This window comes from Sulfitobacter sp. PM12 (assembly GCF_045586035.1).
Taxonomy (GTDB): domain Bacteria; phylum Pseudomonadota; class Alphaproteobacteria; order Rhodobacterales; family Rhodobacteraceae; genus Sulfitobacter; species Sulfitobacter pontiacus.
This window is the reverse complement of the sequence record NZ_CP151529.1, coordinates 2,062,502-2,089,007: the sequence shown is the minus strand read 5'-3', so window position 1 is coordinate 2,089,007 and position 26,506 is coordinate 2,062,502. Positions and strand designations below refer to the sequence as shown.

Genomic DNA, 26,506 nt, shown 5'->3' with positions numbered 1-26,506 from the left:
CGGGGTCAGCACTAGCTTTGCATCACCTTAACGCAAAGTGTGACATGTCCGACAAAAGCCCCATCCTTCTTTGGTATCGCCGCGATCTGCGGCTTAGTGATCATCCGGCCCTATCTGCCGCTGCAAACGCGGGGCGGCCCGTGATACCCGTCTTTATCAAGGACAAGAGTGTCGACGCCCTTGGCGCGGCACCGAAATGGCGTCTGGGGTTGGGGGTCGGGGCGCTGGCGGACAGTCTTGAGGGGGTGTCGAGCAGGCTGCTCTTGCGTGAAGGCGATGCGCTTGAGGTATTACAGGCTCTGATCAAGGAGACGGGCGCCGGCGCCGTCTATTGGTCGCGGCTTTATGATCCGGACAGCGTGCAGCGCGACAGCAAGATCAAAGAGACCCTGTGCAACGACGGGATAGAGGCGAAATCCTTTGGCGGGCACGTTATGTTCGAACCCTGGACGGTCGAGACCAAGGCGGGCGACTGCTATAAGGTCTACACGCCGTTCTGGAACAACGTCAAAACCCGCGATGTTGAGCCGCCGCTGTCGGCACCTTCAGAACTTCCCGCGCCGGAAAGCTGGCCCGACAGTGATGCGCTGGACGGGTGGGGCTTGGGGGCTGCGATGGACCGTGGTGCCGATGTGGTGCGCCGGTTTGTCTGTCTGGGCGAAAAAACCGCGCAGTCGCGGCTGGGGGCGTTTATGGCGCATGGGGTGGCCGACTATAAGCAGACCCGCGACATTCCCGGCACCGATGGCACGTCGAACCTGTCCGAGAACCTGTCGCTGGGTGAGATTAGTCCGCATCAATGCTGGCACGCCGCACAGCGCGCCTTGCATGACGGCAAACAGGGGGCGGAGACCTTTCTGAAAGAGCTGGTGTGGCGCGAGTTTGCCTATCACCTGATGCATCACACGCCACGGATGCTGACCGATAATTGGCGCGAGGAATGGGATGCCTTCCCCTGGAACGAGGATGAACGCCGTGCCGAGGTGAAAGCCTGGAAACAGGGGCGCACGGGCGAACCCTTTGTCGATGCCGCTATGCGCGAGCTCTATGTCACCGGCCGCATGCATAACCGGGGCCGCATGATCGTCGCGAGCTATCTGACGAAACATTTGATGTGTCACTGGCGCATCGGGCAGAAGTGGTTTGAACATTGCCTGATCGACTGGGACCCCGCGAGCAATGCGATGGGGTGGCAATGGGCGGCGGGGTCGGGGCCGGACGCGTCCCCGTATTTCCGCGTGTTCAACTCCGAGACACAGCTGGATAAATTTGATAAGAATAGAGACTACGCCAGTCGCTGGATCGCCGAAGGGCGCGCCAATCCGCATAAGGACGCGCTTGCATTCTTCGATGCGATCCCGCGCAGTTGGCCCTTGTCGGCGGATGATGACTATCCCGAAAAGATCATCGCGCTGGACGAAGGGCGCGAACGGGCCCTTGAAACCTATAAGGGGCGAAACTTTTAACCTTTATGAAACGTGGATCTCCCACGTAACACCCATAAACCAATAAGATACGCGTCCAAGCGCATACAGGAGAGCGAATGATTTTGACCAGCACCGAGGGGCAGACTGCCCTTCCACGATATTTCTCGCGTGTTTTTGCGATGGCGCAGGAAATGCAAAACGGGCAGGTCGACTTTGTTTTGCCCGACGGGCGGTGCTTTCGCGCAACCGGAAAGAACCCGCTGCCGATTGCGGAAATTCGTATCCATAACAATGACTTGTTTGCGCGTCTTATCAGGGAGGGTGATCTTGGTTTCAGCGATGCCTACCTTGACGAATGGTGGAGCACACCGGACCTGCAGGCCTTTATGGACGTGGCCCATGCGAATGAGGATATCTACGATTCATTCCCCGGCATGGGGTTGATCCGTAAATTTGAATCCCTGCGCTTCTGGTTGCAGCGCAACAGCAAGAAGCAAGCGCGTAAGAACATCAGCTATCACTATGATTTGGGGAATGATTTCTACAAATTGTGGCTTGATGACACGATGACCTATTCAAGCGCGCTTTTTGAAGACGGCTTTCAACAATCGCTGGAGGCGGCGCAGACCGCGAAATATGCCTCTATGGTGGATCAAATGGGGGTCTCGGCTGGGGACCATGTGCTGGAAATCGGCTGTGGCTGGGGCGGTTTCGCTGAATATGCAGCGAAGGAACGCGGGCTCAAGGTGACGTGCCTCACGATCAGCAAAGAGCAGTTTAACTACGCCAAAGAACGTATTGAAAACGCGGGCTTGGCGGATGTTGTTGAGTTCAAGCTTCAGGATTACCGTGACGAGCGTGGCACCTACGATGGTATTGCCAGCATCGAGATGTTCGAAGCTGTTGGGGAACAGTATTGGCCTTCATATTTCAATACGTTGCACGCCTGTCTTAAACCTGGATGTCAAGCGACCTTGCAAATCATCACCGTGCCGGATCGCCGCTGGAAGGTTTACAAGCGAGGCGTTGATTTCATTCAGAAATATATCTTCCCAGGGGGGATGCTGCCAAGCCCTACGGTGTTGAAGCAACAGGTTGAGAATGCCGGACTAGCCGTTGAAAAGTCTATCGAATTCGGGAAAAGTTACGACGTCACGCTGCGCCGCTGGCATACGACCTTCAATGAAAAGTGGGAAGAGATCGCGCGCATGGGCTTTGACGAACGCTTCAAGCGGATGTGGGATTTCTACCTCACCTCTTGCGCGTCTACCTTTGACAGCGGCAATTGCGATGTGACACAGATTACCGTGAAGCGTCCGGCCTGAGGGCGCATTGCTTGTAGTCTAAGGAAATCCCGATGCCGACCGCTGCCCGCCTGACAGCCGCTTTCTGCCTGGCGCTGATGGGCTTTGCCCTTTCGCGCATGATCATGCCCCTGATGCCTGAATCCACCCAGTTCGGGTATTTCATTCCCACCAATATTGCCCTCGGGCTCGCGGTCGGGTGGCGGGTCATGGGGGCACGTGCGGGCGGTGGCGTTTCCGAAGGGATCACCATCGGGCTGACCGGCGCCGTGGTTCTGGTGTTCTGGGGGCTGTTCATCCAGGCAGGCCGCGAGATGATCGAGAACGCGATGATGCACCGCTATGGCGGTGTCGGAGAGGCGCTGGTGGGCATGATTGGTATCGGTGCCGAATACTTCCTGATCATGGCGACGGTGTCGATCATCGCGGTCGTGTTGATTGGCGGTGCCGTCAGTGGCGTGATCACAAACCTTATCGACAGCAAGTTCCCTTAAGCCGATGACAGATCTTTTCCTCTATGGGTCGTTGCGGCATGTGCCGCTGCTTGAAATTGTGATGGGGCGCGCGGCGGACCGGCTTGACATCTCGCCGGACCGTTTGCCGGATCACATCGCCTTGTCCGTGGTCGAGGGGCCGTTCCCCTGTATCGTGCCGGCACCGGGCCAATCCGCCGAAGGGTTGTTGTTGCGCGGGCTGGGGCAGAACGATCTGGACCGGTTGAATTTCTACGAGGGCAGCTTTGCCTACGACCTGCAGGAAATCACGTTGGAAAGCGGCGCAAAGGCTTTGGGCTATTTCGCGCGGCCCGATCAATGGACAACGCGTGACCCGTGGTCGCTGGCACAGTGGCAGGCAGACTGGGGGGCGCTCAGCTGCTTTGCCGCGCGCGAGGTGATGGATTATTTCGGCGTCTACACCGCCGACCGCGTGGCGCAGATGTTCCCGATGATCCGGTCACGGGCAGCGGCGCAGGTGAATGCGCTTCGGTCGAAACACGGGGCAGGGACGCTGTACGGCAAGGTCCGGATCGACCGGATTGACCGCGCCTATACCAATTATTTCGCGCTGAACGAATATCACCTCGCCCACGAGCGTTTCGATGGCACGATGACCGATGTGCTGGAGCGTGCGGTCTTCGTCGCGACCGATGCCGCGTTGGTGCTGCCCTATGATCCGGTGCGGGATCGGGTGATGCTGGTAGAGCAGCTGCGCATGGGGCCGGTGGCGCGGGGGGATCGCGCGCAGTGGCAGCTTGAACCCATCGCGGGCCGTGTTGATCCGGGCGAAAGCCCCGAAGACGCCGCGCACCGCGAAGCGCAGGAAGAAGCGGGTCTGACCCTGCGCAAGCTTGAAAAAATCGCGGAAGTCTATGCCTCTCCGGGGGATTCTACGGAATTTTTCTATATCTATCTGGGGCTTGCCGATTTGCCCGATGGTAGCACCGGTGTGAACGGGCTTGAGGCCGAAAACGAGGATATCCGGTCCCATCTCATCGGCTTTGATGCGCTGATGACCATGGTAGACCAGCTTGAAGCTGCCAATGCGCCGCTGGTGATTGCCGCTTACTGGCTTGCGCGGCATCGGGAACGCTTGAGGTTGGAAGCGCCCGCCGCTACACCGGATGTAACTTGATTTAGGAGCATCCCATGCACGTCGCATCTGATCTGGCGCAGGCCATTGGCAACACCCCTCTTATTCGTCTGCGCAAGGCGAGCGAGGAAACCGGCTGCGAGATATACGGCAAGGCAGAATTCATGAACCCCGGCCAGTCGGTCAAGGACCGTGCTGCGCTGTTCATCATTCAGGATGCCATCGCGAAGGGCACGCTGAAACCCGGCGGCACGATTGTCGAAGGCACGGCAGGCAACACCGGTATCGGGCTGGCACTTGTCGGCGCATCGATGGGGTTCAAAACCGTGATCGTCATTCCTGAAACGCAAAGTCAGGAAAAAAAGGACATGCTGCGCCTTGCCGGGGCCGAGCTGGTGCAGGTTCCCGCGGCACCCTACCGCAACCCCAACAACTTTGTGCGCTACTCGGAACGGCTCGCGAATGAACTGGCGCGCACCACGAATGAAGGTGTGATCTGGGCCAACCAGTTCGACAACGTCGCCAACCGTCAAGCGCATATCGAAACCACCGGCCCCGAGATCTGGGAGCAGACCGGCGGCAAGGTGGACGGATTCTGCTGTGCGGTGGGATCTGGCGGCACGCTGGCCGGGATCGGCATGGCGTTGCAGCCCAAAGGCGTGAAGATCGCGATTGCCGACCCGGACGGGGCCGCGCTGCATAACTATTACACCAAGGGCGAACTGGTCGCCGAAGGCGGATCAATCGCAGAAGGTATCGGTCAGGTCCGCATCACCAAGAACCTCGAAGGGTTCACGCCCGATTTCAGCTACAACGTCTCGGACGCAGAGGCGCTGCCCTATGTCTTTGACCTGCTGCAACACGAAGGGCTTTGCCTTGGGGCGTCGTCGGGTGTGAACGTCGCCGGTGCGGTGCGTCTGGCCAAGGATATGGGGCCGGGGCATACAATCGTGACGATCCTGTGCGACTTTGGCACGCGCTATCAGTCGAAACTGTTCAACCCCGACTTCCTGCGCGAAAAGGATCTGCCCGTGCCCGCTTGGCTGGACCGCGCCCCACAATCCATTCCCGGCGTCTTCGAAGACCAATGATCGCGACGCTCAGGGGGCTTCTGGCCTGCGGTCTTCTGGCGCTTTGCCTGACGACCGCGGCTTTCGCGCAGACCGACGTCGAAGAAACGGCGGAGCAATGGGATAGTGTTGCGGTCAAGGCGGAACAATCGGTTGAAGAGGCCGACACACCGACTTCCGAACTCGACAGCCTGCGCGGGCGTATCGTCAACTACCGGTCCGAGTTCGAGGCCGCGCGCACGCTGAACGCTGAACGTATCGCTGCGCTGCGCGACCAGCTTGCCGCCTTGGGCACAGCGCCCGAGGGCGAAAATGCCGAACCCGAAGCGCCAGAGGTGGCCAAGACCCGCGCCGACATCAACCAGCAGCTGAACACCCTGCTGGCCCCCGTGCAGATCGCAGAGCGCGAGTTTCTGCGCGCGGACGGACTGGTGCGCGAGATCGACAAGATCATTCGCGAACGCCAGACCGAACGGCTGCTACGCACCACGCCGTCGCCGCTGAACCCCGCCTATTGGGGCCCCGCGCTGGTCGAGATGCAGGATGCCTTTGCCGCTTTCTGGCAGGAAAGTGCTGAACAGGATACGGACAGCGCGCTGAATACGTTGGAAAACAACCTGCCGACCGTTTTCTTCGCGGGTATTGCAGGCTTGCTCTTGCTGTTCCGCGGCCGTGTCTGGGCGATGAAGATTGCGCATACCCTGCGCGTTCATCAGGCGCGCGGCATGGGAATCTGGCGCTTTGTCGTCTCCCTGTTGCGCATCCTGTTCCCGCTAGTGGGGCTCTACCTGCTGACCATCGCGGCACGGCAATCTGGTTTTCTGGGCGCACGCGCGACACAGGTCGTTGAATTGCTGCCGCTGATTGGCCTGCTTATCTTCGGGTTCCGCTGGGTGTCCGAACGGGTCTTTGCCCGCGAAGAAGACGAAGCGCTTTTGCCGCTGTCTGCACAGCAACGTAAATCCGCACGGTTCTACGTGAACGCGATCACCTTCGTGATGATCCTGTCTATCGTCGCGCTGACGGTGCTTGAAATCGGCGACCCCAGCTTGGCGACACGCGCGGTGGTGCAATTCCCGCTGGCGGTGCTGACCAGCCTCGCGCTGTTCCAAATCGGTCGGATCCTGCGCAGCTACCGTGAACCCGAAGAGGATACGCCAGACGCGGATGGCATGACCAAAGCATCGTCCCATGCGCGGGTTGTACGCGGTGCCGGGCTGGGGGCTATTGCGGTCTCTGTGGTGGCACCGCTGCTGTATGCCTTTGGCTATCAGGATCTGTCGGATGCGATCCTGCGCCCCTATGTGACGACACTGGCGGTGCTGGGGCTGGTCATGGCGCTGCAACGCTTTTCTGCGGATGTCTATGGCGCGATCACAGGGCAGGGCATTGCCGCACGCGAAGCGCTGATGCCGCTGTTCTTCGGTCTGATTCTGCTGTTACTGGCGATGCCTGTGCTTGCGCTGGTCTGGGGCGCACGGGTCGCGGACCTGACCGAGTTATGGGCCGCATTCTCGCGCGGGTTCACCATCGGAGAAAGCCGGATCTCGCCGTCGAACCTGCTGGCCTTCGCGGTGATTTTTGCGATCGGCTATCTGCTCACGCGGCTGCTGCAAGGGGCGCTGCGCAGCAATGTCCTGCCCAAGACCAAGATCGACATCGGCGGGCAGAACGCGCTGCTGTCGGGGCTGGGCTATGTCGGGATCTTTCTGGCCGCGCTGGCCGCGATCACGGGGGCAGGCATTGACCTTAGCTCTCTTGCCATCGTTGCCGGTGCGCTGTCGGTTGGTATCGGTTTCGGTCTGCAGAACATCGTGAGCAACTTCGTCTCGGGGATCATCCTGCTGATCGAACGCCCCATTTCCGAAGGCGACTGGATCGAGGTCGGTGGCAAGTCCGGCTATGTGCGCGATATTTCGGTGCGGTCCACGCGGATCGAAACCTTTGACCGCACCGACGTCATTGTCCCGAACGCCGATCTTGTCAGCGGTACGGTGACCAACTTTACCCGTGGCAATACCGTGGGGCGGGTCATTATCTCGGTCGGGGTGGCCTATGGCACCGATACCCGCCGTGTCGAGGCGATCCTGCGCGAGATCGCGGAGGACCAGCCGCTGGTGCTTGCGAACCCCGCGCCGAATGTGCTGCTGGTGCGTTTCGGGGCCGACGCGCTGGAGTTCGAGATCCGTGCCTTCCTGCGGGACGTGAATTGGATGATGTCGGTCAAAAGCGATATCAACCACGCCATCGTCGAACGCTTTGCCGCCGAAAACATCGAGGTGCCCTTTCCCCAGCGGGACGTATGGCTGCGCACCCGCGCCGGCGAAAAACCCTCTAAGCAGGATGGAGAGGACAGTTGAACGAGCCGATCTACCTCACCGACGCCTATGCCCGCGACAGCGCCGCCAAAGTCACCGCCATCACCGACGAGGGCGGGATCGTGCTGGACCGGACAGTGTTCTATCCCACGGGCGGCGGGCAACCGGGGGACAGCGGTTGGCTGAACTGGGACAAGCAGCGCATGCCGATCGCGACAACGGTCAAAGGGCTGGACGGGTCCATCATTCTGGTTCCGGCCGAGCCCGAGGAAATCCCCCAGCCGGGCACCCATGTCACGCAAAAGCTGGATTGGGACCGCCGGCACCGGCACATGCGGGTGCACAGCCTGCTGCATCTGTTGTCCGTGGTCGTGCCGTTCCCCGTGGTGGGGGGGCAAATCTCGGCCACGCATGGGCGGCTGGACTTTGACCTTGCCGATGCGCCAGAGGATCGCGACGGCATCGAAGACGCGCTGGCGTCCTATATCGCGCAGGATTTGCCGATTACGGATCACTGGATTACCCAAGCGGAATTGCAAGCCGCGCCTGAATTGGTCAAGACGTTATCCGTCGCACCACCGGTCACGGCGGCCAACGTACGTCTGGTGCAAATCGGAGAGGGTGACGCATGGATCGACCTGCAGCCCTGCGGCGGTACGCACGTTGCCCGCACCGGAGAGATTGGCGCGGTACGCCTTGGCAAGATTGAGAAAAAGGGGCGCGGCACCCGCCGGATCTACGTCCATCTCGACAGCTGAACGGCGCATTGAAATCTTGTTGAATTTCGCGCGTTTTACCCCTTGCACCCCGCCCGCAGGTCACGTTAAACACCCCCTCAATGGACAGGTGGCCGAGTGGTCGAAGGCGCACGCCTGGAAAGTGTGTAGGCGGGAGACCGTCTCCAGGGTTCGAATCCCTGTCTGTCCGCCATTTTCTCATATGAAATCCATAAGTTGTTGGAAACAGGCGATAAAATTTTCGCCTGTATTCAGTTTTGTATAGCGAAATGTATAGCGGTTTTGGGATTCACAGCGATTCAGCGGTGTGGTATATAGATACCACTCTGTATGGAATGCTGAATGTTCTTTATCGACCGCCTCTTTCGCAAGCACGAATCCAAAGCCCTGAGCCTGACTGATCCAGAGGCTATTGGCCTTTTTGGTGCAACGCCAACCGCTACCGGCATTCATGTCAGCGGCAACTCAGCCTTGCGTGTTCCAGCTGTTGCTTGCGCCGTGGCGCTCATCTCTGAGACCATCGGAGCGATGCCTGCAAAGGTCCATCTGACCGACACGAAAGAAACGGCAAAAGGGCAGGGCGCTTACCGTCTTGTGCATGATGAGGCGAACGAGTGGACTTCTTCAGGTCAGCTGCGCGAATACCTGACCGTCGACGCGCTGCTGACGGGTAACGGCTATGCCCAGGTGGTCAGGCTTACAGATGGCGCACCCTTTGAGCTGCATCGGATTGATCCCGCCAGTGTGCGCTCAGATCACGAGCCGGACGGTGAACCTTTCTACATCGTCCAGACCGATCAGGGACCGCGCCGTTACAGCTACCGCGATATCCTGCATATCCAGCCTTTCGGCGGCGTGTCACCGATCACCCTTGGCCGTGAGGCTATTGCACTTGCACTGGCCTTTGAGCAGCACGTCGCGAGCCTGTTCGCTAACGGAGCGCGCCCGTCTGGCATTATTAAGAGCGATAAGGTGCTGGATGTGGAAGCCAAAAAGAAGATCGCGGCATCTTGGTTCAATACACACGGCGGTCGCAACGCTGGTGGCACTGCCATCCTCGATGAGGGCATGAGCTATGATCAGCTTGCCATGACACTTGCCGACGCGCAGTTTGCAGAGAACCGGCTTGAACAGATCCGCGAGATTGCCCGCGTCTTTCGGGTGCCGCCGACGATGCTTTTCGAGCTGACCCGCGGCACATGGTCCAACACTGAGGAGATGGCTCGTCAGTTCTACGCGATCACGCTCAAACCGTGGCTGGTCAGCTGGGCATGGGCATATGCCCGTGTCTTGTTCACATCAGAAGAGCGGGCCGCCTTCTATATTGAATTTGTCACCGACGATCTGCTGACCACCAATGCCACGGCGCGGGCCGGTGCTTATGGTCAGTATCGCAGCATGGGCGCGATGACGGCAAATGAAGTGCGCAGTGGCTTGAACCTTACACCGCTTGCCGAGGGCAACAGCCTCGCCAACCCCTACACCACGTCCGGCGCATCTGCCCCGGCACCAGAGGCCGACGCAGCATGATCACGCACCGCGCGTTCTTTGGCACCGCTGAACACGACTTCACACTGACCGACGATATGATCACCGAATTGGAGCGCCTGACCGAAACCGGCATCGGCGCTTTTTATCAGCGCGCGGTGTCGATGCTGTTTAAATCTGACGATCTGGCCCAAGTCATCCGGCTTGGCCTGATCGGTTCGGGCATGCACCCGCTAAAGGCGATGCAGCTTGTAGATACCTATGCGCGCAATCGCCCAATGGCTGAGACATTCCCGCTCGCACTCGACATCCTTGACGCCCGCTGGAACGGCACAGCCGATCCGGCCATCGGAGACACAGCAGCATGACCACCCGTTTAGAGTTCAAGGCTGACCTGACCGTCACACCTGAGGGCATCATCGAAGGTATCGCGTGGCCCTTTGGCAGCGCTGACCGCGTTGGTGATGTGATCGAAAAAGGTGCGATTGCTGCGCCGGTCACATTGCCGATGCTGTTCGCCCACGATCAGGGGCAGGTCATCGGAGTTTGGGATCAGATCGAAGAAACCGAGGCGGGTCTGATCGTCAAAGGCCGCCTACTAATCGACGACTTAGCGCGGGCGCGCGAAGTGCAGGCGATGATCAGCGCGAAAGCCGTGTCGGGCCTGTCCATCGGTTTTGTCACCACCAAGTCAACACCCCGCGCCAAGGGCCGCACTATTACCGCGCTGTCCCTGCATGAAATCTCTGTTGTCGCTGTGCCGTGCCATCCGGGCGCACAGATCACTTCCATGAAATCGGACGGCACCGCAAACCCTGTTACGGAACAAATCATGAATCCCGAGACTATCGAAGATCCGATCAATCCATCTGCACCGGCCAACGCGCCCCTGATGGACACCAAAGCTTTTGACGAGATCAAATCCCGGCTGGACAAGATTGAAGCGAAAGCAAACCGTCCGCAAGGCGTCCACATCACCGGCCCGGCCACAGCCCCCGAAACCAAGGCATTTGGTAACTTTTTGCGCCGTGGCGTCGAACGGATCGCGCCAGAAGAAGTCAAAGCCCTGACCGTCGCCAATGACGCCAGCGCGGGCTATCTGGCACCGCAAGAATTTGGCAGTGAGCTGATCAAACTGCTGACAGAGTTCAGCCCGATCCGGTCGTATGCGAAAGTCATTTCGATCAGCGCACCGTCAATCGTTTATCCGCGCCGCGTCACTGGCACCTCTGCAACTTGGGTCACTGAGATCGCAGGCCGCACGGCATCCGGCATGACCTTTGAACAGGTGACGATGACACCGCACGAGCTGGCGACGTTCACGGACGTGTCGAACGCTCTGCTTGAAGACAACGCCTACAATCTGGAAGGCGAACTGCTTTCCGACTTCGCAGAGTCCTTTGCGAGAACCGAAGGGCTGGCTTTCGTCAAAGGCACCGGCGCAGGCCAGCCGTTCGGCATCATGGCTGCGGCTGGCATCGCTGAGCTGAAAACGGGCCTTGCGGCAAACTTTCCTGCGTCCAACCCCGCTGATGTGCTGATCGCGATGTATCACAAGATTGCCACGACCTATGCACAGTCTGGCGTCTGGATGATGAACCGCAACACGCTGGCCATCGTCCGGCAGTGGAAAGATGGCAACGGTCGCTATCTGGTGCTTGATCCTATCACCGCTGGCGCACCTTCGACGTTGCTTGGCCGTCCTGTGGTCGAAATGCCAGACATGGACGATATTGGCGCAGGCACTTTCCCGATCCTGTTTGGTGACATGCAGGGCTACCGGATCATTGACCGCGTGGGCCTGACAACGTTGCGCGACCCCTACAGCCTTGCTGTGAATGGTCAGGTGCGGTTCCACGCCCGCAAGCGTGTGGGTGCTGACGTGACGCATCCCGACCGTTTCATCAAGCTGAAGTGCGCGGCATAAAATGATGCAGCGGCACGCCTCTGATATTGCTCTGGCCTACGGTGGCAATACCATTTGGCTTAAGCCGTCGCTACGTGCCGCGACCAACCTTGAAGCATTGCACGGCGGGTTTCCCGCCTTGCTTTCAAAGCTGCATGACTTTGACACCGCGACGATCCGCGAGATCATCCGGTATGCAGCACCTGACCGTGCAGCGGCTCAGACCTTGCTGAACGCACTGTCAGGCGCATCATTACGCACGGTCCAGCAAGTGACGCTTGCACCAGCCTTCGCACTTCTCACAGCGCTGATGACCCCGGTATCTGAAAAGATCACAGGCGAGGCCGCGAGGGCATCCACTGGCAAAGCCGTTGCATGGTCTGACCTTTATGCTGACCTCTACAAGATCGCGACCGGATGGCTTGGCTGGACGCCGGACACCGCTTGGAACGCGACCTTGCCAGAAATCCTGAACGCCTTTGACGGGCATATCGACCAGCTGAAGGCGGTGCATGGCAGCTCAGAAGATCAGACTACAAGCGCGCCGACCATGAGCAATGATCAGCGACAGGCGAACATCGACGCTGGCCTTGATCCTAACTTTGACAGGGCCGGACTGCATGCGTTGAAGGCCAAGATGACATGAGCCGCCCGCCGCATCTTTGCATCTGTGGTGCCGTCGTGGCGCATGGCGCACGCTGCGTGTGCCAGATCGCGTCAACCCGTGCTCGTAACAAGCGACATGACGCAAACCGGCTCAGCGCTCGTGAGCGTGGCTATACGCGCCAGTGGGAAACCGCACGCAAGGAATGGCTACACTTCAACCCGATCTGCACACACCCCGGCTGCGCCAACACTGCAACTGTGGTGGATCATGTCACCCCGCACAAAGGCGATATGAAACTGTTTTGGGACAAGACCAATTGGCAGAGCCTTTGCGCCGCCTGCCACAATCGTCACAAACAACGTTTGGAGCGACAATTATGAATTGCCAGGGACTTTTGAATAACCCGGCAAAGCTTTTTGCTTTAGAACTTACGGCCTCCAATATCAGGAAGCCGCAAGGTGTAAGGCGTCACTCGGTGAGCGGCTTTCACTTCCAAAAAGATATCTCCTCCGGAATAGTCAGCTTGGCTGATAGGGAAGCTCAACTCGTCATTCTGCAGCAGTCTATATGGCAGCCATTCTTCCGGAAAAAGGTATCCCGTTACTGGGTAACGTTTACCTTGGCTGCGGCGCACAAGTTCAGCTTGAACAATCGTGACATCAAATTGTCCTGCATTCACGATGTGCACTTGGATACCTTGCCTTTGTATAGATTTCTCGGTGTCGAGCAAAGATATCCGAAGCTTTACTTTTGGCCCACTCCAAAACCATTTCCATCCCTCAAGTCCGGCCAAGAAAGTGGCTACCAAAGCCGCATAGCCAGCGATCCAGTCGCTTGCAGTCAAACTTCCAACCCAATCAGACAATTTGTTTCCTTCATGATTGTAACCTTTAACGGCGATAGTGACCCAATCCTGAACAGACAAGTCCTCTGCTCAGAGTTTTCCTGTAAGTGCCTCAAAACGGGGCGGGTAGCCCCGATCTTTGCATTAGTTCAGGGGACCGGCGGGGGGAGAGCCGCACAAGAGACCCCGAATATAACTTTTCAGGATAGAACGGTATGACGACCACACCACTGGCATTGCTTAAAGCGCAACTGAACCTCGAACACGATCTGGACGACGCGCTGCTGACGCATAAGCTGGCTGTAGCGGAAGAATGGGTAGTGAACCACACCGGCAAGCCCTTTGCCGAGCCGGTGCCTGCGTCCCTGACCGAAGCCACATTGCAGCTTGCCGCCTATTGGTATGTCAGCAGGGAAGCCGCGACAGATGTGCGCCTAACCGCCGTGCCCTTTGGTGTGCTCGAACTGATTGCCCCTTACCGCGAGAGTGTGACCGGCCATGTCGCGGCTTAAAGGATCAGTGGAGCTGGAACAGCGCCTTTTAGCCATCCCGCGTGAGGTGTTGGCAGAGCTGCGCCCAGCGCTGGTTAAAGGTGCGCAGGACATAGCAGATGCCATGGAGCTGCTTGCACCTGAAGACACAGGCGACCTTGTGAATACCATCACGGTCACCGGCCCCGGCGGCACAACGCCCGCTTACGCGACCGGCGGTGGCAGCGTGACCCTCGCCGACAACCAAGCCGCCGTAACAGTGGGCAGCCCAGATATGCGCCATGGTCACCTGCAAGAGTTTGGCACGGTAAGCCATGAGGCGAGGCCGTTCATGCGCCCTGCATTCCGCTTGAAGAAAGCCAAGGTAATGGCTCGGATCAGCCGCGCTGTAGCAAAGGCGGTAAAGAACGCAGGTGACAGTAAATGATTGAACCATCTGTTGCATTGCAGACCGCGTTGCGTGGCACCCTTATCGCTGACCTGACTGTGAGCGCTCTAGTGCAGCCCGACCGTATTCGGGCCGGTTCCACGCGCCCTGATCGCTTACCCTGCGTGATAATGGGTCACGCTCAAACGCACTACCTAGGCCGCGCCTCCGGGGAGCAGCACTTGGCTCGGGTAAATCTCGACGTGCATATCTGGGCAATTGAAGATGGTGCGGATACCGCCAAAGCCATCGGCTTTGCGGTGGCAAAGACGCTGATCGGTATGGCTGATCATCAGGACGGCTTTGACATCGACCAACTCGACCTACCGCGGGTAATTTGGATGCGCGACCCGCAGCCCGAGCTGGCTTATACCCATGGCGTGATCGAAGTCGAAGCGGTGATTAGGTGGCGGGCATGATCCGGGCCGGCGCAATGCGTGAGCAGATCACCTTTGAGCGCAAGCTGGAGAGGGTGCAGCCGTCCGGTGCGGTGCTGGTGCAGTGGGTGCCTGAGCAAACCCTACGCGCAGAGCTGGTGCAGGAGAGTGCTGACGCCTTCCTGAGCAACTTAGAGCGCACCGAGGACCGTAAGGTGTTCAAGCTTTGGGCGACGAACTGGATCAGCACAGAAATGCGCGTGACACACGCAGGCTACACCTACCGGATTGCCCGGATCGTGCCATTGGATCGGCTGGCGCTGGAGCTGCACTGCGTGAACGCGGTGGATGAAACATGAGCGCGCACCTACGCGGGGTGAAACCGCAAGCCAAAGTCACCAAAGACGCGCTGACCAAAGCGCCCCCGGTGCCTGAGTATTTCAGCGCTTATGCCGCGGCGGAGTGGAAGCGCATCATGCCGCGGCTGATCAAAGACCGGGTTTTGACTAAGGCTGATCTGGCAGGTGTCGAGCATTACTGCATGATGATCGGTGTAGTGCGCGAGATCGAGACCAACCGTAGCCTGAACGCTGGTGAGATCGACCCAAAGATGTTCGGCGTTCAGAACCGTGCCGCCCAAACAGCGCGCCAGCTCGCCGCGGAGTATGGGCTGTCACCGGTGAGCCGTGCGCGTATCGGCACTAACGCTGATGACGGCGCGGACGATGACAACCCTTTGAACGTCCGGTGACGTATGACCAGCGCAAGCGCGTTCCCCGCGTGGATATACGACGCCAGCCCGATAGCCGATCCGTTAGGGTATGGCGAAAGGGCCGTGCAGTTTCTGCGCCGATTGCGTCACCCCAACAGCGACGCACCGGGCGGTGCTTTCCAGCTTGCGCCTTGGCAAGAGCGGATCGTGCGGCGGATTTATGGCCCCAGGCACCCGGACGGGCGCAGGATCGTGCAGAACGTGTTCTTTCTGGTGCCACGCGGCAACCGCAAGACCAGCTTAGCGGCTGCGTTGGCGTTGCTGCACACCATCGGCCCAGAGCGGGTGCCAGCCGGTCAGGTGCTGTTCGCCGCTGCAGATCGTGATCAGGCGGGCATCGGGTTTCGTGAGGCTGCGAATATCGTGCGCATGGACAGTCGTTTGATCGCGGCCACGCGCATCTATGACGCCTACAATGCGCCCAAGCTTATCAAATACACCGCTCAGGACGTGACCCTGCGCACCCTTTCTAGTGATGGCGGTGCTGCGCATGGCCTAACACCCACATTCACGCTGATCGACGAAATCCACATCTGGAAAGGCCGCGACCTTTGGGAAGCCTTGCGCAGTGGTGCAGCCAAGGTGCGTGACAGCCTGACCGTGATCGCCACGACTGCCGGACGCGGTGCCGAGACTTTGGCATCGGAACAGTATACTTATGCCCGCCGCGTCGCGCTGGGCGAAATCGACAACCCTGCCTATCTGCCTATCCTGTTCCAAGCTGAACCTGACGATGACTGGCAGGATGAAACGGTATGGCACCGTGCCAACCCCGGTCTTGCACATGGCTTCCCGTCCATCGATGGCATGCGCGGCTTGGCTAAAGAGGCCGAGAACAAGCCGGCAGACCGGGCAGCGTTCCTGCAGTTCAATTTGAACGTTTGGCAGGCCAATAGCCGCGACCCGCTGTTTGACATGGCGACGTATGACGCCCGTGTGTTCGAACCGGAATTCGACGCGCTGGCAGAGCTTCCCTGTTATCTTGGCGTTGATATGTCTCTCTCTGGTGACTTGACCGCGGTGGTCGCCGCTTGGCGTCATGATGATGACCAGATCACGGTTCACCCTTGGCTGTTTGTGCCCGGCGATGATCTCAAGGGCCGCGCTGATCGCGACGGGCTGCCCTATGAGGAATGGCGCGACGCTGGCCTGATCTTTGTGACACCCGGCCCAATCATCGACGCTGGGCTGATCGAAGACCAGATCAGGGAGATATGCGCGACCAATGACGTGCAAGAGATCGCCGTAGACCCGCACCTTGCCCGCCGCTTGATGCAAAGCCTGCATGATGACGGTCTGCCCGTGATCGAATACCGCCAGACCCCGCTGAACATGGGCGTGGCCGCCGGTGACCTCGAACGCACGGTGAACGGTGATCTGATCCGGCACGATGATCATGCAGCGCTGCGCCAGCACTTCGACAGCGTGGTCGCATCACGCAATCCGACATCCGGCCTGATCCGCATGCACAAAGGCAAGAAGACTGACCGGATCGACGGGGCTATCGCCGCCGCGATGGCTGTGTCCCGAGCCTGCGCCGCTGAAACGAACCTGAGCAAATACAACGCACCCGAAGCCGAAGGGCTTTTCATATTCTAAGGATACTACCCCATGTCTGACCTTCCCGGCCTTGTCGTCGATATAGAAGCCCGCATCGACAAACTCGAAAAAGGATTAAAGCGCGCAAACGCTGCGCAGAACCGCGCCAGCGACCAAATGGAGCGCCGTGCCCGCCAGAGTGCTGACAAGCTGCGCGACACCTACGGCAAGGCCGGTGACAGCATCCTTGCCACGTTCAAGCGCCTTGGCCCCGGCTTGGCCGGTGGTCTGGTGGGTGGCCTGACCGTCGGTGCTTTGTCTGGTTTGTCACAGAACCTTGGCCGGATCGTAAGCGAGACAGCGCAGATCGGGGATGAGGCCAAACGGGCAGGGGTTAGCGTTCAGGCCTTGCAGGAATGGAAGTTTGTAGGAGCGCAGAACCGCATCGGCATTGATCAGATCGTTGACGGTTTGAAAGAGCTGAACTTGCGGGCTGACGAATTTGTCGTGACCGGGCAGGGCGCGGGAGCCGAAGCGTTTGCCCGCTTGGGGTATGGGGCTACTGAACTTAAGGCCAAACTGGCAGACCCTTCCAAACTGTTGCTTGAGATCATCGGTCGCATGGAAAGCATGGATGAAGCCGCGCGGATCAGGATCAGTGATGAGTTGTTTGGGGGTTCAGCCGGTGAGCGTTTTGCTGAGCTAGTCAGTCGTGGCGAAGGTAAACTGCGCGACACCATTCGCGCGGCCAATGATACCGGCGCAGTGCTGGACAGCGAACTGATCGAAAAGGCGGCTGAACTTGACCGGCGGTTCGCGGCACTCAAGACGCGCGCCGATGTGTTCATGAAGTCGCTTGTAATCGGCATTGCAGAGGCGGTGCCTAAACTTGGGGAAGTGCGCAGTCACATCGACAACCTCTTTGACAACCCACGGCAGGGCAACGCGCTTTTAGGCGCGGGCATCTATGATGAGCTAAACCGTGATGCCCGTGCGGTGGAGACGCACCGCACAGAGATCGAGGCGCTGGCAAGTGCCTATGATGAAACCGGCTATATCGCTGAACGCAATGCGACCCGTCTTGCTAAGGTCGCGACAGAGCTGCGCGCTTTGGGGCAGACTGAAGCTGCAAGCGCACTAGACCGGGTGGCGACCGAGATGCGCAAGTTGGTCAACGATCTAGCAAGCGGTGCCATCGGCGCGGATGAGTTTGAACAGCGGCTGGCGGAGACAACCGCAGCAGCGCAGGCGACACTTGTCGAGGTGAACGCCATCGACGGTGTTGATTTTGGTTATGTCATCGGGGGCCTTAGCCGCTTGGTGAAGGCACTTGCCACAGCGGCGGCGAACGCTCGTGCCCTGCGCGCGAGCCTGCCCGGTGCATTGTCGGGTGGTGAGACAGTTGCGCCGTCATACATGGACCCCGGCCCGAAGTCGCGCAATGGCTACCGCGCCGCGACACCCGGCTTGGCGGTTGGCACATCGCTGCGCCCAGCACTGCCGAGCGTCGATGCCAGCTTTGGCGCACCAGAGCCGGTTTCAGGCAGTGGTGGTGGCAAGGGTGGCGCTGGTGCGCCGCGGCAGAACGATCTTGAACGCGAGATCGAGAATATCGTGCTCGAGACAAATGCCCTACGTATCGAGGCTCAAGCCTTGGCCGAAGTATCCGGTGCGCAGCTTCGTTATGGTGACGCTGTGGAGTTTGCCCGCACTAAAGCTGAGCTGCTGGCGGCGGCGCAACGTGCTGGCGTGGAAGTGACGCCACAGCTTGCCGACCAGATCGACACACTAGCCAAGGAATACACCGACGCGGGCAGTGCAGCTGAATTGGCGGCGGACAAGATCGAAGAGGTTCAGAACGCCAGCCGCGCTGGTGCAGACCGGATCGCCAGCCTATTTGAGGGTATGGCGTCAGGTGCGATGACGGCGAAACAGGCCGTGGGTCAGCTGATCCTAGAGTTGATTAAGCTGGCGCTCAAGAAGCGGCTGCTTGAAGCTGCCAGCGGGGCAGGTGGATCACTGTTCGGCAAAGTCGTGCAGGTGATCGGCGGCGGGTTTGCTGCGGGTGGATACACGGGCGCGGGTGGTAAATTTGAACCGGCGGGTATCGTCCACAAAGGGGAGTATGTCCTGAGCGCAGAAGCCACCAAGGCTATCGGGGTGCCCACACTTGAAGCGCTGCACCAGAGCGCCCAGAGGGGCTATGCTGTCGGTGGCCTTGTAGGTGCTGCCCGCACGCCGTCATTGAGTCCTAAGGGCCATGCCAGCGCCTCTGCGCCCACAATTTCTATCAGTGCCCCGGTTACGGTAAATGGGTCAGCGGGCACACTGGAGCAGAATAGCGATCTGGCGAGCAAAATGGCGCGTGAGCTGGAAAGCACGATGCGCGGCGCAGTCGTGAGGGAGATACAGCGCCAGATGAGGCCGGGCAATCTGTTGAATGGGCGGGGATAGGTTTCGTATTTTCAACGACCGTTGCGCGTCAACAATGCGTTCGTGGATGTTGCGCCAATTGCCGCTTGATGAGCTATAAATATTCCGGTAATTCTTCCGACCCTCGTGCCATGTTCTTTAGAGCCTCTTTGCGGCGAGAGATTGTTTCATGCCATTCCTGCGCCTCACGGTCTGAGAAAAAGCTGGCGGACGGGGCAAGGCGTTTTACAGCTTCCTCAACTTCTTCCAAGCTGACCCGGAAGAACTCCTTGCGCATGTTGGAAGCGTTTATCCGGCGGTCAGAGAACTCTTTGTGAAGGGCATTTTCGAGGGCTGGGGCTTCATCCGAATAGATCATCGCATGAGTGTCGAAGCCAAACGGGACACTTGCGTCACCAAGTTCTTTAACCCGATCGTCTGGTTCGAGCCGCCGCGTCAGGCCAATCTTGACTACATCCTCACCAAAAGAACCGATATTGGAGATAATATAAACGTAGCCAGATCTAGTCATTTCAGCCATTGCTCGAGCACGTTCGCTTCTCGCGTGCGCTTCGGCTAAAGCGGCTTCCAGCTCAACAATTCGGCCTTCATCGACACCCGCCTCTGTGCGCGCCTTGTCCAAGAGCTTCTGATATCGTTCCTCTTCACGTTCGGCTGCTTCGGCCTCTGCTAGTAGTTTTTTCTCCTCGCGTTCCGCCCGCGCCAGTTCTGCACGTTCTTCTTTCTCCATTTTGAGTCGCTCACGATATTCATGGGTAGCGTGCAACTCGTCCAACTTAAGGCTGACATACTTCTCACTTATACGCAGCTTCATCGACTCGTTGGCTTTGTCAATTTGCGTGACCGCGTTGATGATGCGCTTCTCCATCGCGTTGACGTTGTTCCAGCGCGTGTTGGCAGTTGCGGCTTCGCATTCGTTGTTAAAGGCTCGCATCGTTAAGCGGATCTGACGGTTGATCATAGTCTGGCCCTTGGCACGACTTCCGTCGACCTGCCAATCAGTCGGACAGTGGGTGGAGGTCTTGGCGGTAATCATCGCTTTTTGGCGGTCGCGAATACGCTTAATTTCTTCTTTGAATTCTTCTGCGTCGTTGAACTCGAAGTGCGGTTCGTAGACGCCAAGCTCAGCAAAAGAGAGCCTTTCGTCATAAATTGCCATTTGTTGTTCTAGTTTGTTAAGCGTGTTCCGCTTATCCGAATAGGATGAACGTGTAGCTTCGATTTTTTGCTGCAGGTCCGATACCGTCTCGTTGAGTGATGATATCTCGTTCTCAATCGACGTGATTGGCGCATATTTCTCTACAAGCGCTTCTGCCTCTTCAATACGTTTATTAGCCCTCTTTGTTGCGCTCCGAGATCGTAGCCAAAGGACGAAGAGAACAAGGGGTGAAAACATCCATGTGATTATAAAAAATAGTATCGGGTCCAATTTATATCGCCTTCCAGTGAATGTTAGCGATTTCGGGAGCGCGAAAGTGGAGGGTGCTAGAGCAGGTTCCCAGATCAAGCTGCGCTAATGAAATAGCCAGTTAGTTTAATAATCGCCCCTTATTGAGATACAATTACTCACAGCCGATACCGTCGCCATCGCGATCTAGACCATAGATGTCAGTGCCAATAACTGTGACCGGTCCCTGCACATAAGCGGGACCATTGCCGCTGCCACCTGCGCAATCGACGTCAGAGGCCACGGGAACGCAGGGATCATAGTTTGGATCGCACTCTTGTGACCAAGCAGGTGGCGCAGCTGACAGTGGTAGCAGCAACAGAATGAGTGCACGTTCTATCATCCGCGGGTATCCGATCTATCGAGAAGTATGGTGTGCTCAATTCTAAGTTGAACTGTTTCGCAAGCTGGGTTCAGGGTCAACACCTATCGCCCCCTAGATACCAAATGACATCGGCTTTCATCTCAACGCTCCAGAGGTGCTGCATGGCACCTTAGGCGCGCGACTTTCATCTGAGCTACCCTTGCCGCCTACACAAGCAAGGTCGAGTCCTGCGGTGCTTTTCGGAGCCTCTGCCGGGGCACTTCATGCGTGAGGGCCGGGGCGCGGGTATTCTGTGCATCGCGGACATTTCTTGCGCGGAACCGGAGCAGGGTTAGGGTGCAGTGTGCCCGGTGTCGCGTCTGCTGACCGGGGTAGGTCATGAGCCGGGGAGTTGAAGCATTCTGGGCGTCAAGAAGAACGGTATAGAAGCACTTGTTATCAAAAACAGTAATATCTCTTAAAAGCATATATAATACGACCAGAATGCTTCACCTCTCCGGCGCTGGAGATAATGCGAAAAACCGCCCCAAAATGTCGAAATTTCTCCCGGTCCAGCGTGATGCGGGGAGATGTTATAGTCAGGTAGTTTTAGGGATGCAGACGAAATATGGGGTCAGCGCTGTTTATTTTTCATTGCGCAAATCACCTCTTGCAAGCTGATTCCGGCGACTCAATATCAGACGGGAACGATACCCCGCAGTGAGTGCCTGACATGACAAGCCTTTCCGACGACGAATTTTATAGCAGCCGCCGCCAGCACGAGTTTGAGGACCGCATGGACCGCGCCTTCGACCCGCAGACCTGCCACAGCCTGTCTGACAGTGGTGAGATCAGCTGGGGCGGGGATGGCGGTAAGGACGCGATACTCGCTGCCATAGACGCCCTCGCAAACGACGAGGATATTCCCGACTTACACCCCGGCCCGAGGTTCACCGACGAAGAACTTGAGGCTATCCGTGCAGATCATCCAGCAACCCCGATCGTGCATGGCTATACACCTCGGTATGATCGTCAATTCAAAAAGCGGGCACCATTGGAGCAGGAACTGGCAACGCTCACCCCGGAGGAACCGCGCTATCACGAGGTTATGGCTGAACTTGCGGAGGTGAACCGCCGGATCAAGATCGAGCTCGAGCGCTCCACTGATGATACCTACCGTAAGCGTGAGCGCATTGATGAATACAAGCTGACGATTGGGAAAGATGAACGCAATGCAAGCCGCCGTGACCGTCCCGAAGCCAATGTGATGACACCCAAGGAAGTGATGGCAGCTGAGACGCCCGACGAGAAGGTAAAGCGTCTTCGCGAACGTAAAAAGGAAACACAGGCGCTACGTCGCGCAAAGAAGAAAGCAGCAGAGGACGCGAAGTGATGGACAATGATCGGCGGCGCTTTGAAGGCAACATGGCGCGCTTTTTCGACGGGAAGCCGAACGGGGATGGCAAGACGCTCGACATCGGCGGAGATCGCGACGCGAATGTGAAGCGGGCAGTCTTAGCGGCGCTCAACGATATCGACAGCGTGAGCGATGACTTTGCAGAGTTGTATCGCCGCTTTGCTTTTACCCAGCAGGAGCTGGAAGAGGCAGTTCGTAAATGCAAATGAACGGTGAACAGGTGGCGGCGGCAGTCTTGGCTGATCAGGGACGTAAAACGAAGGCACTGACGGATAGCATTGGAGCTGCTGGGATTAATCAATTGACTGCTGCTATTGAGGTGATCGCCAAACATCTGGGCGCTGCGCCGGCTGGCACCACAATCGGCGATTTGATCAAAAACACCTAGCGGGCAGGGTGTGTTCGTGTTATGTTCTTGGATGAGGGCTTTGTCACTCTTGCACTCACGGAAAGCTCCTGCAGCGATAGCAAGCCGCTGCGGGGGCCGATCTAAGTAATCATTTACTTATTAAAAAACAAATACTTAGAAGCGTTTTGTGTCTTGCGCGCTGAATCTGCTTGTGAGAATCTTGCGGCACGACCAACCCCTTTGGAGTGCCGACAATGGCCCTAACTGACACCTATCTGCCCGACGAAACCCACGGCTCCCTTGTGGCCGCGCTTTCTGCGCTGGACCGGGACCCCGCGCACCCCACACCTTTGTCTGACCGGATCATTGAAGTGCTAGGCGAGGTGGCCAACGTCTGGCCCGCCTCTATTGATCCATATGTTCTCGAGGTGAAAGCCAAGACACCAGCTGAGAAGAGGGTCGCGAAGCGCTTCCGCAATATCCTCGAAGCGAACGCAGAGGGGCTTGCCATGCTAGAGCGGATCAAGCCTCTCGCCTGATCACTACCACGCAGCCCGACGGAATAACCCGGTGGGCTTAGTGGTGCAATTATACCATTACCCACTCCCACTTCGACACCTTAGGGTTGCACTCCTTGCTGGCATGACCATCACCGGATATCAGCGGAAAGTCGCTTATGACGGGAATGGCACGGGAGATTTGTCAATGAAGTATACGTTTTCGATTGTTGCACTGACTATGGTGCTGGGTGCATGCGCCCAGAAGCCTGAGGACATCCAGGGTTCATACATTTCCCCTACAACCTTCGATGGTATGTCCTGCTCTCAGCTAAGAGCTGAGGCAACGCGTGTCGACAATGCCCTTGTCAAAGCCTCTGCGCAGCAGACCAAAGCTCGTAGTAACGACACAGCTGGGGTCATCCTTCTTGGTTTGCCTGTTTCTTCCCTTTCGGGTGGCAATGTTGCACCTCAGATCGCCGATCTAAAAGGCAGACAAGAGGTCTTGCACCAGACCCAGATACAAAAACGCTGCATCAAAGGTTAGGATAGTTTGACCTAAAACTACCCGCCGGCTGACACCGGCGGGCTACTATGCCGATCGCGAATACTCCAGCCCGACAGCACGTTCTATGCGCCAGTGAAGGCCACCTTGCGCGCACAGCGCCTGCACTTCATGTCCGCCTGCACATGAATCAGCTTTCGCATCTCATGATAAAGTGAGTGCAGGACGTGCGGTGCGACGTTGGCAGGCGTGCCAGGTCACCACGAGAACGTCCCGCGCAGTGAGGTCGGCATTGCGGATCTCGAATTTTATTCCAAGGATCATGGGTTCATAGGGTAAAGCTCCATATAACTGAATGTTCACTTAATGTTCCATTCACGTCGTGAGGGCGAAGAACTATTTTTGACAATCGTGCTCATCCCTGAACCCGCCACGCTATAAAGGAGATATCGCCACACACACAGTCATTGAGAACATGCCCGATCAACTCGAACGCCTCAAAGCCGCAAGACACAAGGTTGCACAGCTGGTGCTGATCGACCGGGTGTATCTGCCGATATTCGAGCGGCTGGAAAGCGAGATCGTAGCGCTAGAAGTGGACAATGACATGCTTGCCCGCGCTCGGGCGCTTGTGCAGCGTCAAAAAGCCATCGGCTGAATTACAGCGCTCATTTGTGCGAGCGACGCGCCAGCCCCATACCGCTCTCGATTGAGGGAGTGCCCGAACAGGTCACGCCTGATACGCTCATCGACACCAGCAGCTAGCAAACGATCTTCAAATGAGTGACGCAGGCCATACATGCTGTGTTCTGGCGTCTCAAGTAGGCCGTGCGCGCGCAAGTATTTGTTGACCACAGCAGACAGGCCCGCCGGTGCTAAACGATAGCGATTGAAGCCGTCAGGGAAGGCCCGTAGAGCTTCAAGGCTGACACCAAGTAGGGGCATGACCCTCCGAGCGTTCTTGCTCTTCAAATGCCGTCCTATAGGCTCAATGGAGACATGCGGCACGTTGGTGTCCAATTTAATGCAGTCACGAGTCAGTCCGGCAATCTCAGACGGGCGCAAGCCGGTGTTGATCATGACCAGAAGGATGGCCCTTGCTTGATCATTCAGCCGATCCAGCGCGCCGGGCATGAGCAAGCGGTCCTTAATCCAAGTATCCGAAAATGGGGGGCGCTTGCCCGCTTCGCTGTTCTTGAACGCCAGATCGGAAAGGGGCAGCCTGAGGCCAAGTCGTTTCATCTTGTTGATGGTTTTCAGAATGTCGCCAAGATGGATCAGGTCTTTGTTGCCAGCATTCGGCGTAACCTCACCTGCTTCGATCCGCTCCATCCACCAGCCGCGGAAATCGAGCATGTCATCGCCGGTGATATCTCCAATCTGCTTGTCGCCGACCACCGCCACGAAATTCTTCACCGCTTTGATGCGTGGGTTCCGCCATCGTCTTAGTTGGTCTGGCGACTTGCCGATAACCTTATCAGCAGCAAGGGACCAATATTGATCAAGTGCCTTACTCACCGTTATCAGGCTTTCGGGCGCACCACCCAAGATCGCGCTGGCTTCTAGTTTGTCGGGCGCTCCATTTAGCAGGGGCACCGCCTCAATCCGGCTAAGCACATCATTGACGGGCAGTTTCGCGACGGCACCAGCATCAAGGTAGCGATAGCCACGTGCCGCAGCTAAGTCCCTTGCAGCTGCCAGTCTTTGATCGGCGGCAGCGGTGTCACCAGCTAGCCGAGCTTCCCATGCTTCCACCATTTGTGCCCAAGCACGGTCAGCCTTAGAGCGGGCAACTGACGCTGAATCAGTGTGCAGACTAAGTGTGACAAATGTTCGACTTTCGATGCTCGAAAACCGGCTCGGAACGCGCTTGTAGAGCTGATACTTATTGCTGCGCAGTCTGATCATGTTAAACCTCATGCCTGATCAGATTGTATAGCGAAATGTATAGCAAAATGTATAGCACTTTTTGACGCTGGCGCTAAAGGGGAGGCTGTAATTTATAAAATGCTGTTAAATAACAAGTGATTAGGCGGGAGGCCGTCTCCAGGGTTCGAATCCCTGTCTGTCCGCCATACCCCCCTTACGATATATTCCGCCTCTACGGTGATCGGTTCCGACGCCCCGAACGGGTCGCCAGATGCCCGTTGGTTCGGGCGGGTCGATGACGGGTTACCTGAGCCTTTTCGCGGTCGCCTTTCTTGCAGCGACGATTCTACCGATGCAATCCGAAGCGTTGCTGGTCGGGCTGATGATCCATGGTCAGCACGGGGTTCTGGGGTTGCTGGCGGTTGCCACGGTGGGCAATGTCTTGGGGTCGGTGGTGAATTGGGGGCTGGGGCATGCGGTGCTGCGGTTCCAGCACAAGCGCTGGTTTCCTGCGTCCCCGTCGCAAATGGCGCGGGCCGAGATGTGGTATGCGCGCTATGGCCGCTGGTCGCTGCTGGTCAGCTGGTTTCCGGTTGTTGGCGATGCGCTGACCGTCACCGCAGGGGTGCTAAGAGAGCCGCTGTGGTCCTTCGTCGCAATCGTCGGCATCGGCAAGGCATTGCGCTATGGCGTGCTGGCCTGGGTGACGCTCGTGTGGATCGGCTGAGCGAAAGAGATCGAATAGCGCGTTGTCTTAAAACGAAAAAAGCGCCCGAGGGCGCTTTGTT

General features: G+C 57.9%; 29 protein-coding genes and 1 tRNA gene. 27 read left to right on the top strand and 3 right to left on the bottom strand.

Annotated elements, in window-relative coordinates; all coding sequences use genetic code 11:
* The first annotated feature begins 44 nt into the window (after window positions 1-44).
* The 13 genes from AADW22_RS10305 (at window position 45) to AADW22_RS10245 (ending at window position 12,827) form a co-directional block, all read left to right on the top strand.
* A complete protein-coding gene (locus tag AADW22_RS10305; RefSeq protein ID WP_407473661.1) occupies window positions 45-1,466 on the top strand; it encodes a cryptochrome/photolyase family protein in 1,422 nt (473 codons plus the stop codon).
* Window positions 1,467-1,543: 77 nt separating this feature from the next.
* Window positions 1,544-2,752, top strand: a complete 1,209-nt coding sequence (locus AADW22_RS10300; protein WP_407473660.1) for a class I SAM-dependent methyltransferase — start codon at window positions 1,544-1,546, stop codon at window positions 2,750-2,752.
* Between the two features lie 32 nt (window positions 2,753-2,784).
* Window positions 2,785-3,225, top strand: a complete 441-nt coding sequence (locus tag AADW22_RS10295; RefSeq protein WP_407473659.1) for a TrgA family protein — start codon at window positions 2,785-2,787, stop codon at window positions 3,223-3,225.
* 4 nt (window positions 3,226-3,229) lie between these two features.
* Window positions 3,230-4,363: an NUDIX domain-containing protein gene (locus AADW22_RS10290; RefSeq protein WP_407473658.1), complete on the top strand. Its 1,134-nt coding sequence runs from the start codon at window positions 3,230-3,232 to the stop codon at window positions 4,361-4,363.
* Window positions 4,364-4,377: 14 nt separating this feature from the next.
* Complete coding sequence (locus tag AADW22_RS10285) at window positions 4,378-5,412, top strand: cysteine synthase A (protein ID WP_005853660.1); 1,035 nt, start codon at window positions 4,378-4,380, stop codon at window positions 5,410-5,412.
* Window positions 5,409-7,751 (top strand): DUF3772 domain-containing protein, encoded by a 2,343-nt coding sequence (locus AADW22_RS10280; RefSeq protein ID WP_407473657.1) that lies wholly within the window; start codon window positions 5,409-5,411, stop codon window positions 7,749-7,751. The genes AADW22_RS10285 and AADW22_RS10280 overlap by 4 nt, the downstream gene beginning before the upstream one ends.
* Complete coding sequence (locus AADW22_RS10275) at window positions 7,748-8,467, top strand: alanyl-tRNA editing protein (RefSeq protein ID WP_407473656.1); 720 nt, start codon at window positions 7,748-7,750, stop codon at window positions 8,465-8,467. Before AADW22_RS10280 ends, AADW22_RS10275 begins: the two co-directional genes overlap by 4 nt.
* A gap of 82 nt (window positions 8,468-8,549) precedes the next feature.
* Window positions 8,550-8,639 (top strand) — tRNA-Ser (locus AADW22_RS10270).
* Window positions 8,640-8,788: 149 nt separating this feature from the next.
* Window positions 8,789-9,976, top strand: a complete 1,188-nt coding sequence (locus AADW22_RS10265) for a phage portal protein (protein ID WP_407473655.1) — start codon at window positions 8,789-8,791, stop codon at window positions 9,974-9,976.
* The gene (locus tag AADW22_RS10260) at window positions 9,973-10,302 is read left to right on the top strand and encodes a gene transfer agent family protein (RefSeq protein WP_407473654.1); all 330 of its coding nucleotides are present in this window, start codon (window positions 9,973-9,975) and stop codon (window positions 10,300-10,302) included. Before AADW22_RS10265 ends, AADW22_RS10260 begins: the two co-directional genes overlap by 4 nt.
* Window positions 10,299-11,861, top strand: a complete 1,563-nt coding sequence (locus tag AADW22_RS10255) for a phage major capsid protein (protein WP_407473653.1) — start codon at window positions 10,299-10,301, stop codon at window positions 11,859-11,861. Before AADW22_RS10260 ends, AADW22_RS10255 begins: the two co-directional genes overlap by 4 nt.
* A gap of 1 nt (window position 11,862) precedes the next feature.
* Window positions 11,863-12,486 carry a hypothetical protein gene (locus AADW22_RS10250; RefSeq protein WP_407473652.1) on the top strand — a complete coding sequence of 208 codons (624 nt, stop codon included), beginning with the start codon at window positions 11,863-11,865 and terminating at the stop codon, window positions 12,484-12,486.
* Window positions 12,483-12,827 (top strand): HNH endonuclease signature motif containing protein, encoded by a 345-nt coding sequence (locus AADW22_RS10245; RefSeq protein WP_407473651.1) that lies wholly within the window; start codon window positions 12,483-12,485, stop codon window positions 12,825-12,827. Before AADW22_RS10250 ends, AADW22_RS10245 begins: the two co-directional genes overlap by 4 nt.
* A gap of 41 nt (window positions 12,828-12,868) precedes the next feature.
* Here AADW22_RS10245 and AADW22_RS10240 read toward each other — a convergent pair whose 3' ends face one another.
* Window positions 12,869-13,372 (bottom strand): hypothetical protein, encoded by a 504-nt coding sequence (locus AADW22_RS10240; RefSeq protein ID WP_407473650.1) that lies wholly within the window; start codon window positions 13,370-13,372, stop codon window positions 12,869-12,871.
* 134 nt (window positions 13,373-13,506) lie between these two features.
* Here AADW22_RS10240 and AADW22_RS10235 point away from each other — a divergent pair, with 134 nt between their 5' ends.
* From AADW22_RS10235 to AADW22_RS10205, 7 genes are read left to right on the top strand one after another with little or no spacing between them, the layout of a single operon-like run.
* Complete coding sequence (locus AADW22_RS10235; RefSeq protein ID WP_407473649.1) at window positions 13,507-13,803, top strand: head-tail connector protein; 297 nt, start codon at window positions 13,507-13,509, stop codon at window positions 13,801-13,803.
* Window positions 13,790-14,209 (top strand): HK97-gp10 family putative phage morphogenesis protein, encoded by a 420-nt coding sequence (locus AADW22_RS10230; protein ID WP_407473648.1) that lies wholly within the window; start codon window positions 13,790-13,792, stop codon window positions 14,207-14,209. The genes AADW22_RS10235 and AADW22_RS10230 overlap by 14 nt, the downstream gene beginning before the upstream one ends.
* Window positions 14,206-14,628, top strand: a complete 423-nt coding sequence (locus tag AADW22_RS10225; protein WP_407473647.1) for a DUF3168 domain-containing protein — start codon at window positions 14,206-14,208, stop codon at window positions 14,626-14,628. The genes AADW22_RS10230 and AADW22_RS10225 overlap by 4 nt, the downstream gene beginning before the upstream one ends.
* A gap of 14 nt (window positions 14,629-14,642) precedes the next feature.
* Complete coding sequence (locus AADW22_RS10220) at window positions 14,643-14,945, top strand: phage head closure protein (RefSeq protein WP_407473646.1); 303 nt, start codon at window positions 14,643-14,645, stop codon at window positions 14,943-14,945.
* On the top strand, window positions 14,942-15,337 hold the full coding sequence (locus AADW22_RS10215; protein WP_407473645.1) for a P27 family phage terminase small subunit: 396 nt from the start codon (window positions 14,942-14,944) through the stop codon (window positions 15,335-15,337). Before AADW22_RS10220 ends, AADW22_RS10215 begins: the two co-directional genes overlap by 4 nt.
* Before the next feature lie 3 nt (window positions 15,338-15,340).
* The gene (locus tag AADW22_RS10210; RefSeq protein ID WP_407473644.1) at window positions 15,341-16,957 is read left to right on the top strand and encodes a terminase large subunit; all 1,617 of its coding nucleotides are present in this window, start codon (window positions 15,341-15,343) and stop codon (window positions 16,955-16,957) included.
* Window positions 16,958-16,969: 12 nt separating this feature from the next.
* Entirely contained in the window at window positions 16,970-19,351 is a 2,382-nt protein-coding gene (locus tag AADW22_RS10205) for a hypothetical protein (protein ID WP_407473643.1), read from the top strand.
* A 73-nt stretch (window positions 19,352-19,424) separates the two neighbouring features.
* Here AADW22_RS10205 and AADW22_RS10200 read toward each other — a convergent pair whose 3' ends face one another.
* Window positions 19,425-20,759, bottom strand: a complete 1,335-nt coding sequence (locus AADW22_RS10200; protein ID WP_407473642.1) for a DUF4041 domain-containing protein — start codon at window positions 20,757-20,759, stop codon at window positions 19,425-19,427.
* A 1,055-nt stretch (window positions 20,760-21,814) separates the two neighbouring features.
* On the opposite strand from AADW22_RS10200, the gene AADW22_RS10195 reads away from it, so the two are divergent.
* The 6 genes from AADW22_RS10195 to AADW22_RS10170 all read left to right on the top strand — a co-directional run bounded on the left by AADW22_RS10195 (window position 21,815) and on the right by AADW22_RS10170 (window position 24,507).
* The gene (locus AADW22_RS10195; protein ID WP_407473641.1) at window positions 21,815-22,474 is read left to right on the top strand and encodes a hypothetical protein; all 660 of its coding nucleotides are present in this window, start codon (window positions 21,815-21,817) and stop codon (window positions 22,472-22,474) included.
* On the top strand, window positions 22,474-22,707 hold the full coding sequence (locus AADW22_RS10190) for a hypothetical protein (RefSeq protein WP_407473640.1): 234 nt from the start codon (window positions 22,474-22,476) through the stop codon (window positions 22,705-22,707). The genes AADW22_RS10195 and AADW22_RS10190 overlap by 1 nt, the downstream gene beginning before the upstream one ends.
* Window positions 22,698-22,886, top strand: a complete 189-nt coding sequence (locus AADW22_RS10185; protein ID WP_407473639.1) for a hypothetical protein — start codon at window positions 22,698-22,700, stop codon at window positions 22,884-22,886. Before AADW22_RS10190 ends, AADW22_RS10185 begins: the two co-directional genes overlap by 10 nt.
* Window positions 22,887-23,101: 215 nt before the next feature.
* Window positions 23,102-23,386: a hypothetical protein gene (locus AADW22_RS10180; RefSeq protein ID WP_407473638.1), complete on the top strand. Its 285-nt coding sequence runs from the start codon at window positions 23,102-23,104 to the stop codon at window positions 23,384-23,386.
* 166 nt (window positions 23,387-23,552) lie between these two features.
* Window positions 23,553-23,891 (top strand): hypothetical protein, encoded by a 339-nt coding sequence (locus AADW22_RS10175; protein WP_407473637.1) that lies wholly within the window; start codon window positions 23,553-23,555, stop codon window positions 23,889-23,891.
* Between the two features lie 433 nt (window positions 23,892-24,324).
* On the top strand, window positions 24,325-24,507 hold the full coding sequence (locus tag AADW22_RS10170; protein WP_407473636.1) for a hypothetical protein: 183 nt from the start codon (window positions 24,325-24,327) through the stop codon (window positions 24,505-24,507).
* Here the strand turns inward: AADW22_RS10170 and AADW22_RS10165 are convergent.
* Entirely contained in the window at window positions 24,489-25,757 is a 1,269-nt protein-coding gene (locus tag AADW22_RS10165; RefSeq protein ID WP_407473635.1) for a tyrosine-type recombinase/integrase, read from the bottom strand. The two genes, AADW22_RS10170 and AADW22_RS10165, sit on opposite strands and share 19 nt — an antisense overlap.
* 232 nt (window positions 25,758-25,989) lie before the next feature.
* Here AADW22_RS10165 and AADW22_RS10160 point away from each other — a divergent pair, with 232 nt between their 5' ends.
* Window positions 25,990-26,445 carry a YqaA family protein gene (locus tag AADW22_RS10160; protein ID WP_235208527.1) on the top strand — a complete coding sequence of 152 codons (456 nt, stop codon included), beginning with the start codon at window positions 25,990-25,992 and terminating at the stop codon, window positions 26,443-26,445.
* Window positions 26,446-26,506 lie beyond the last annotated feature (61 nt).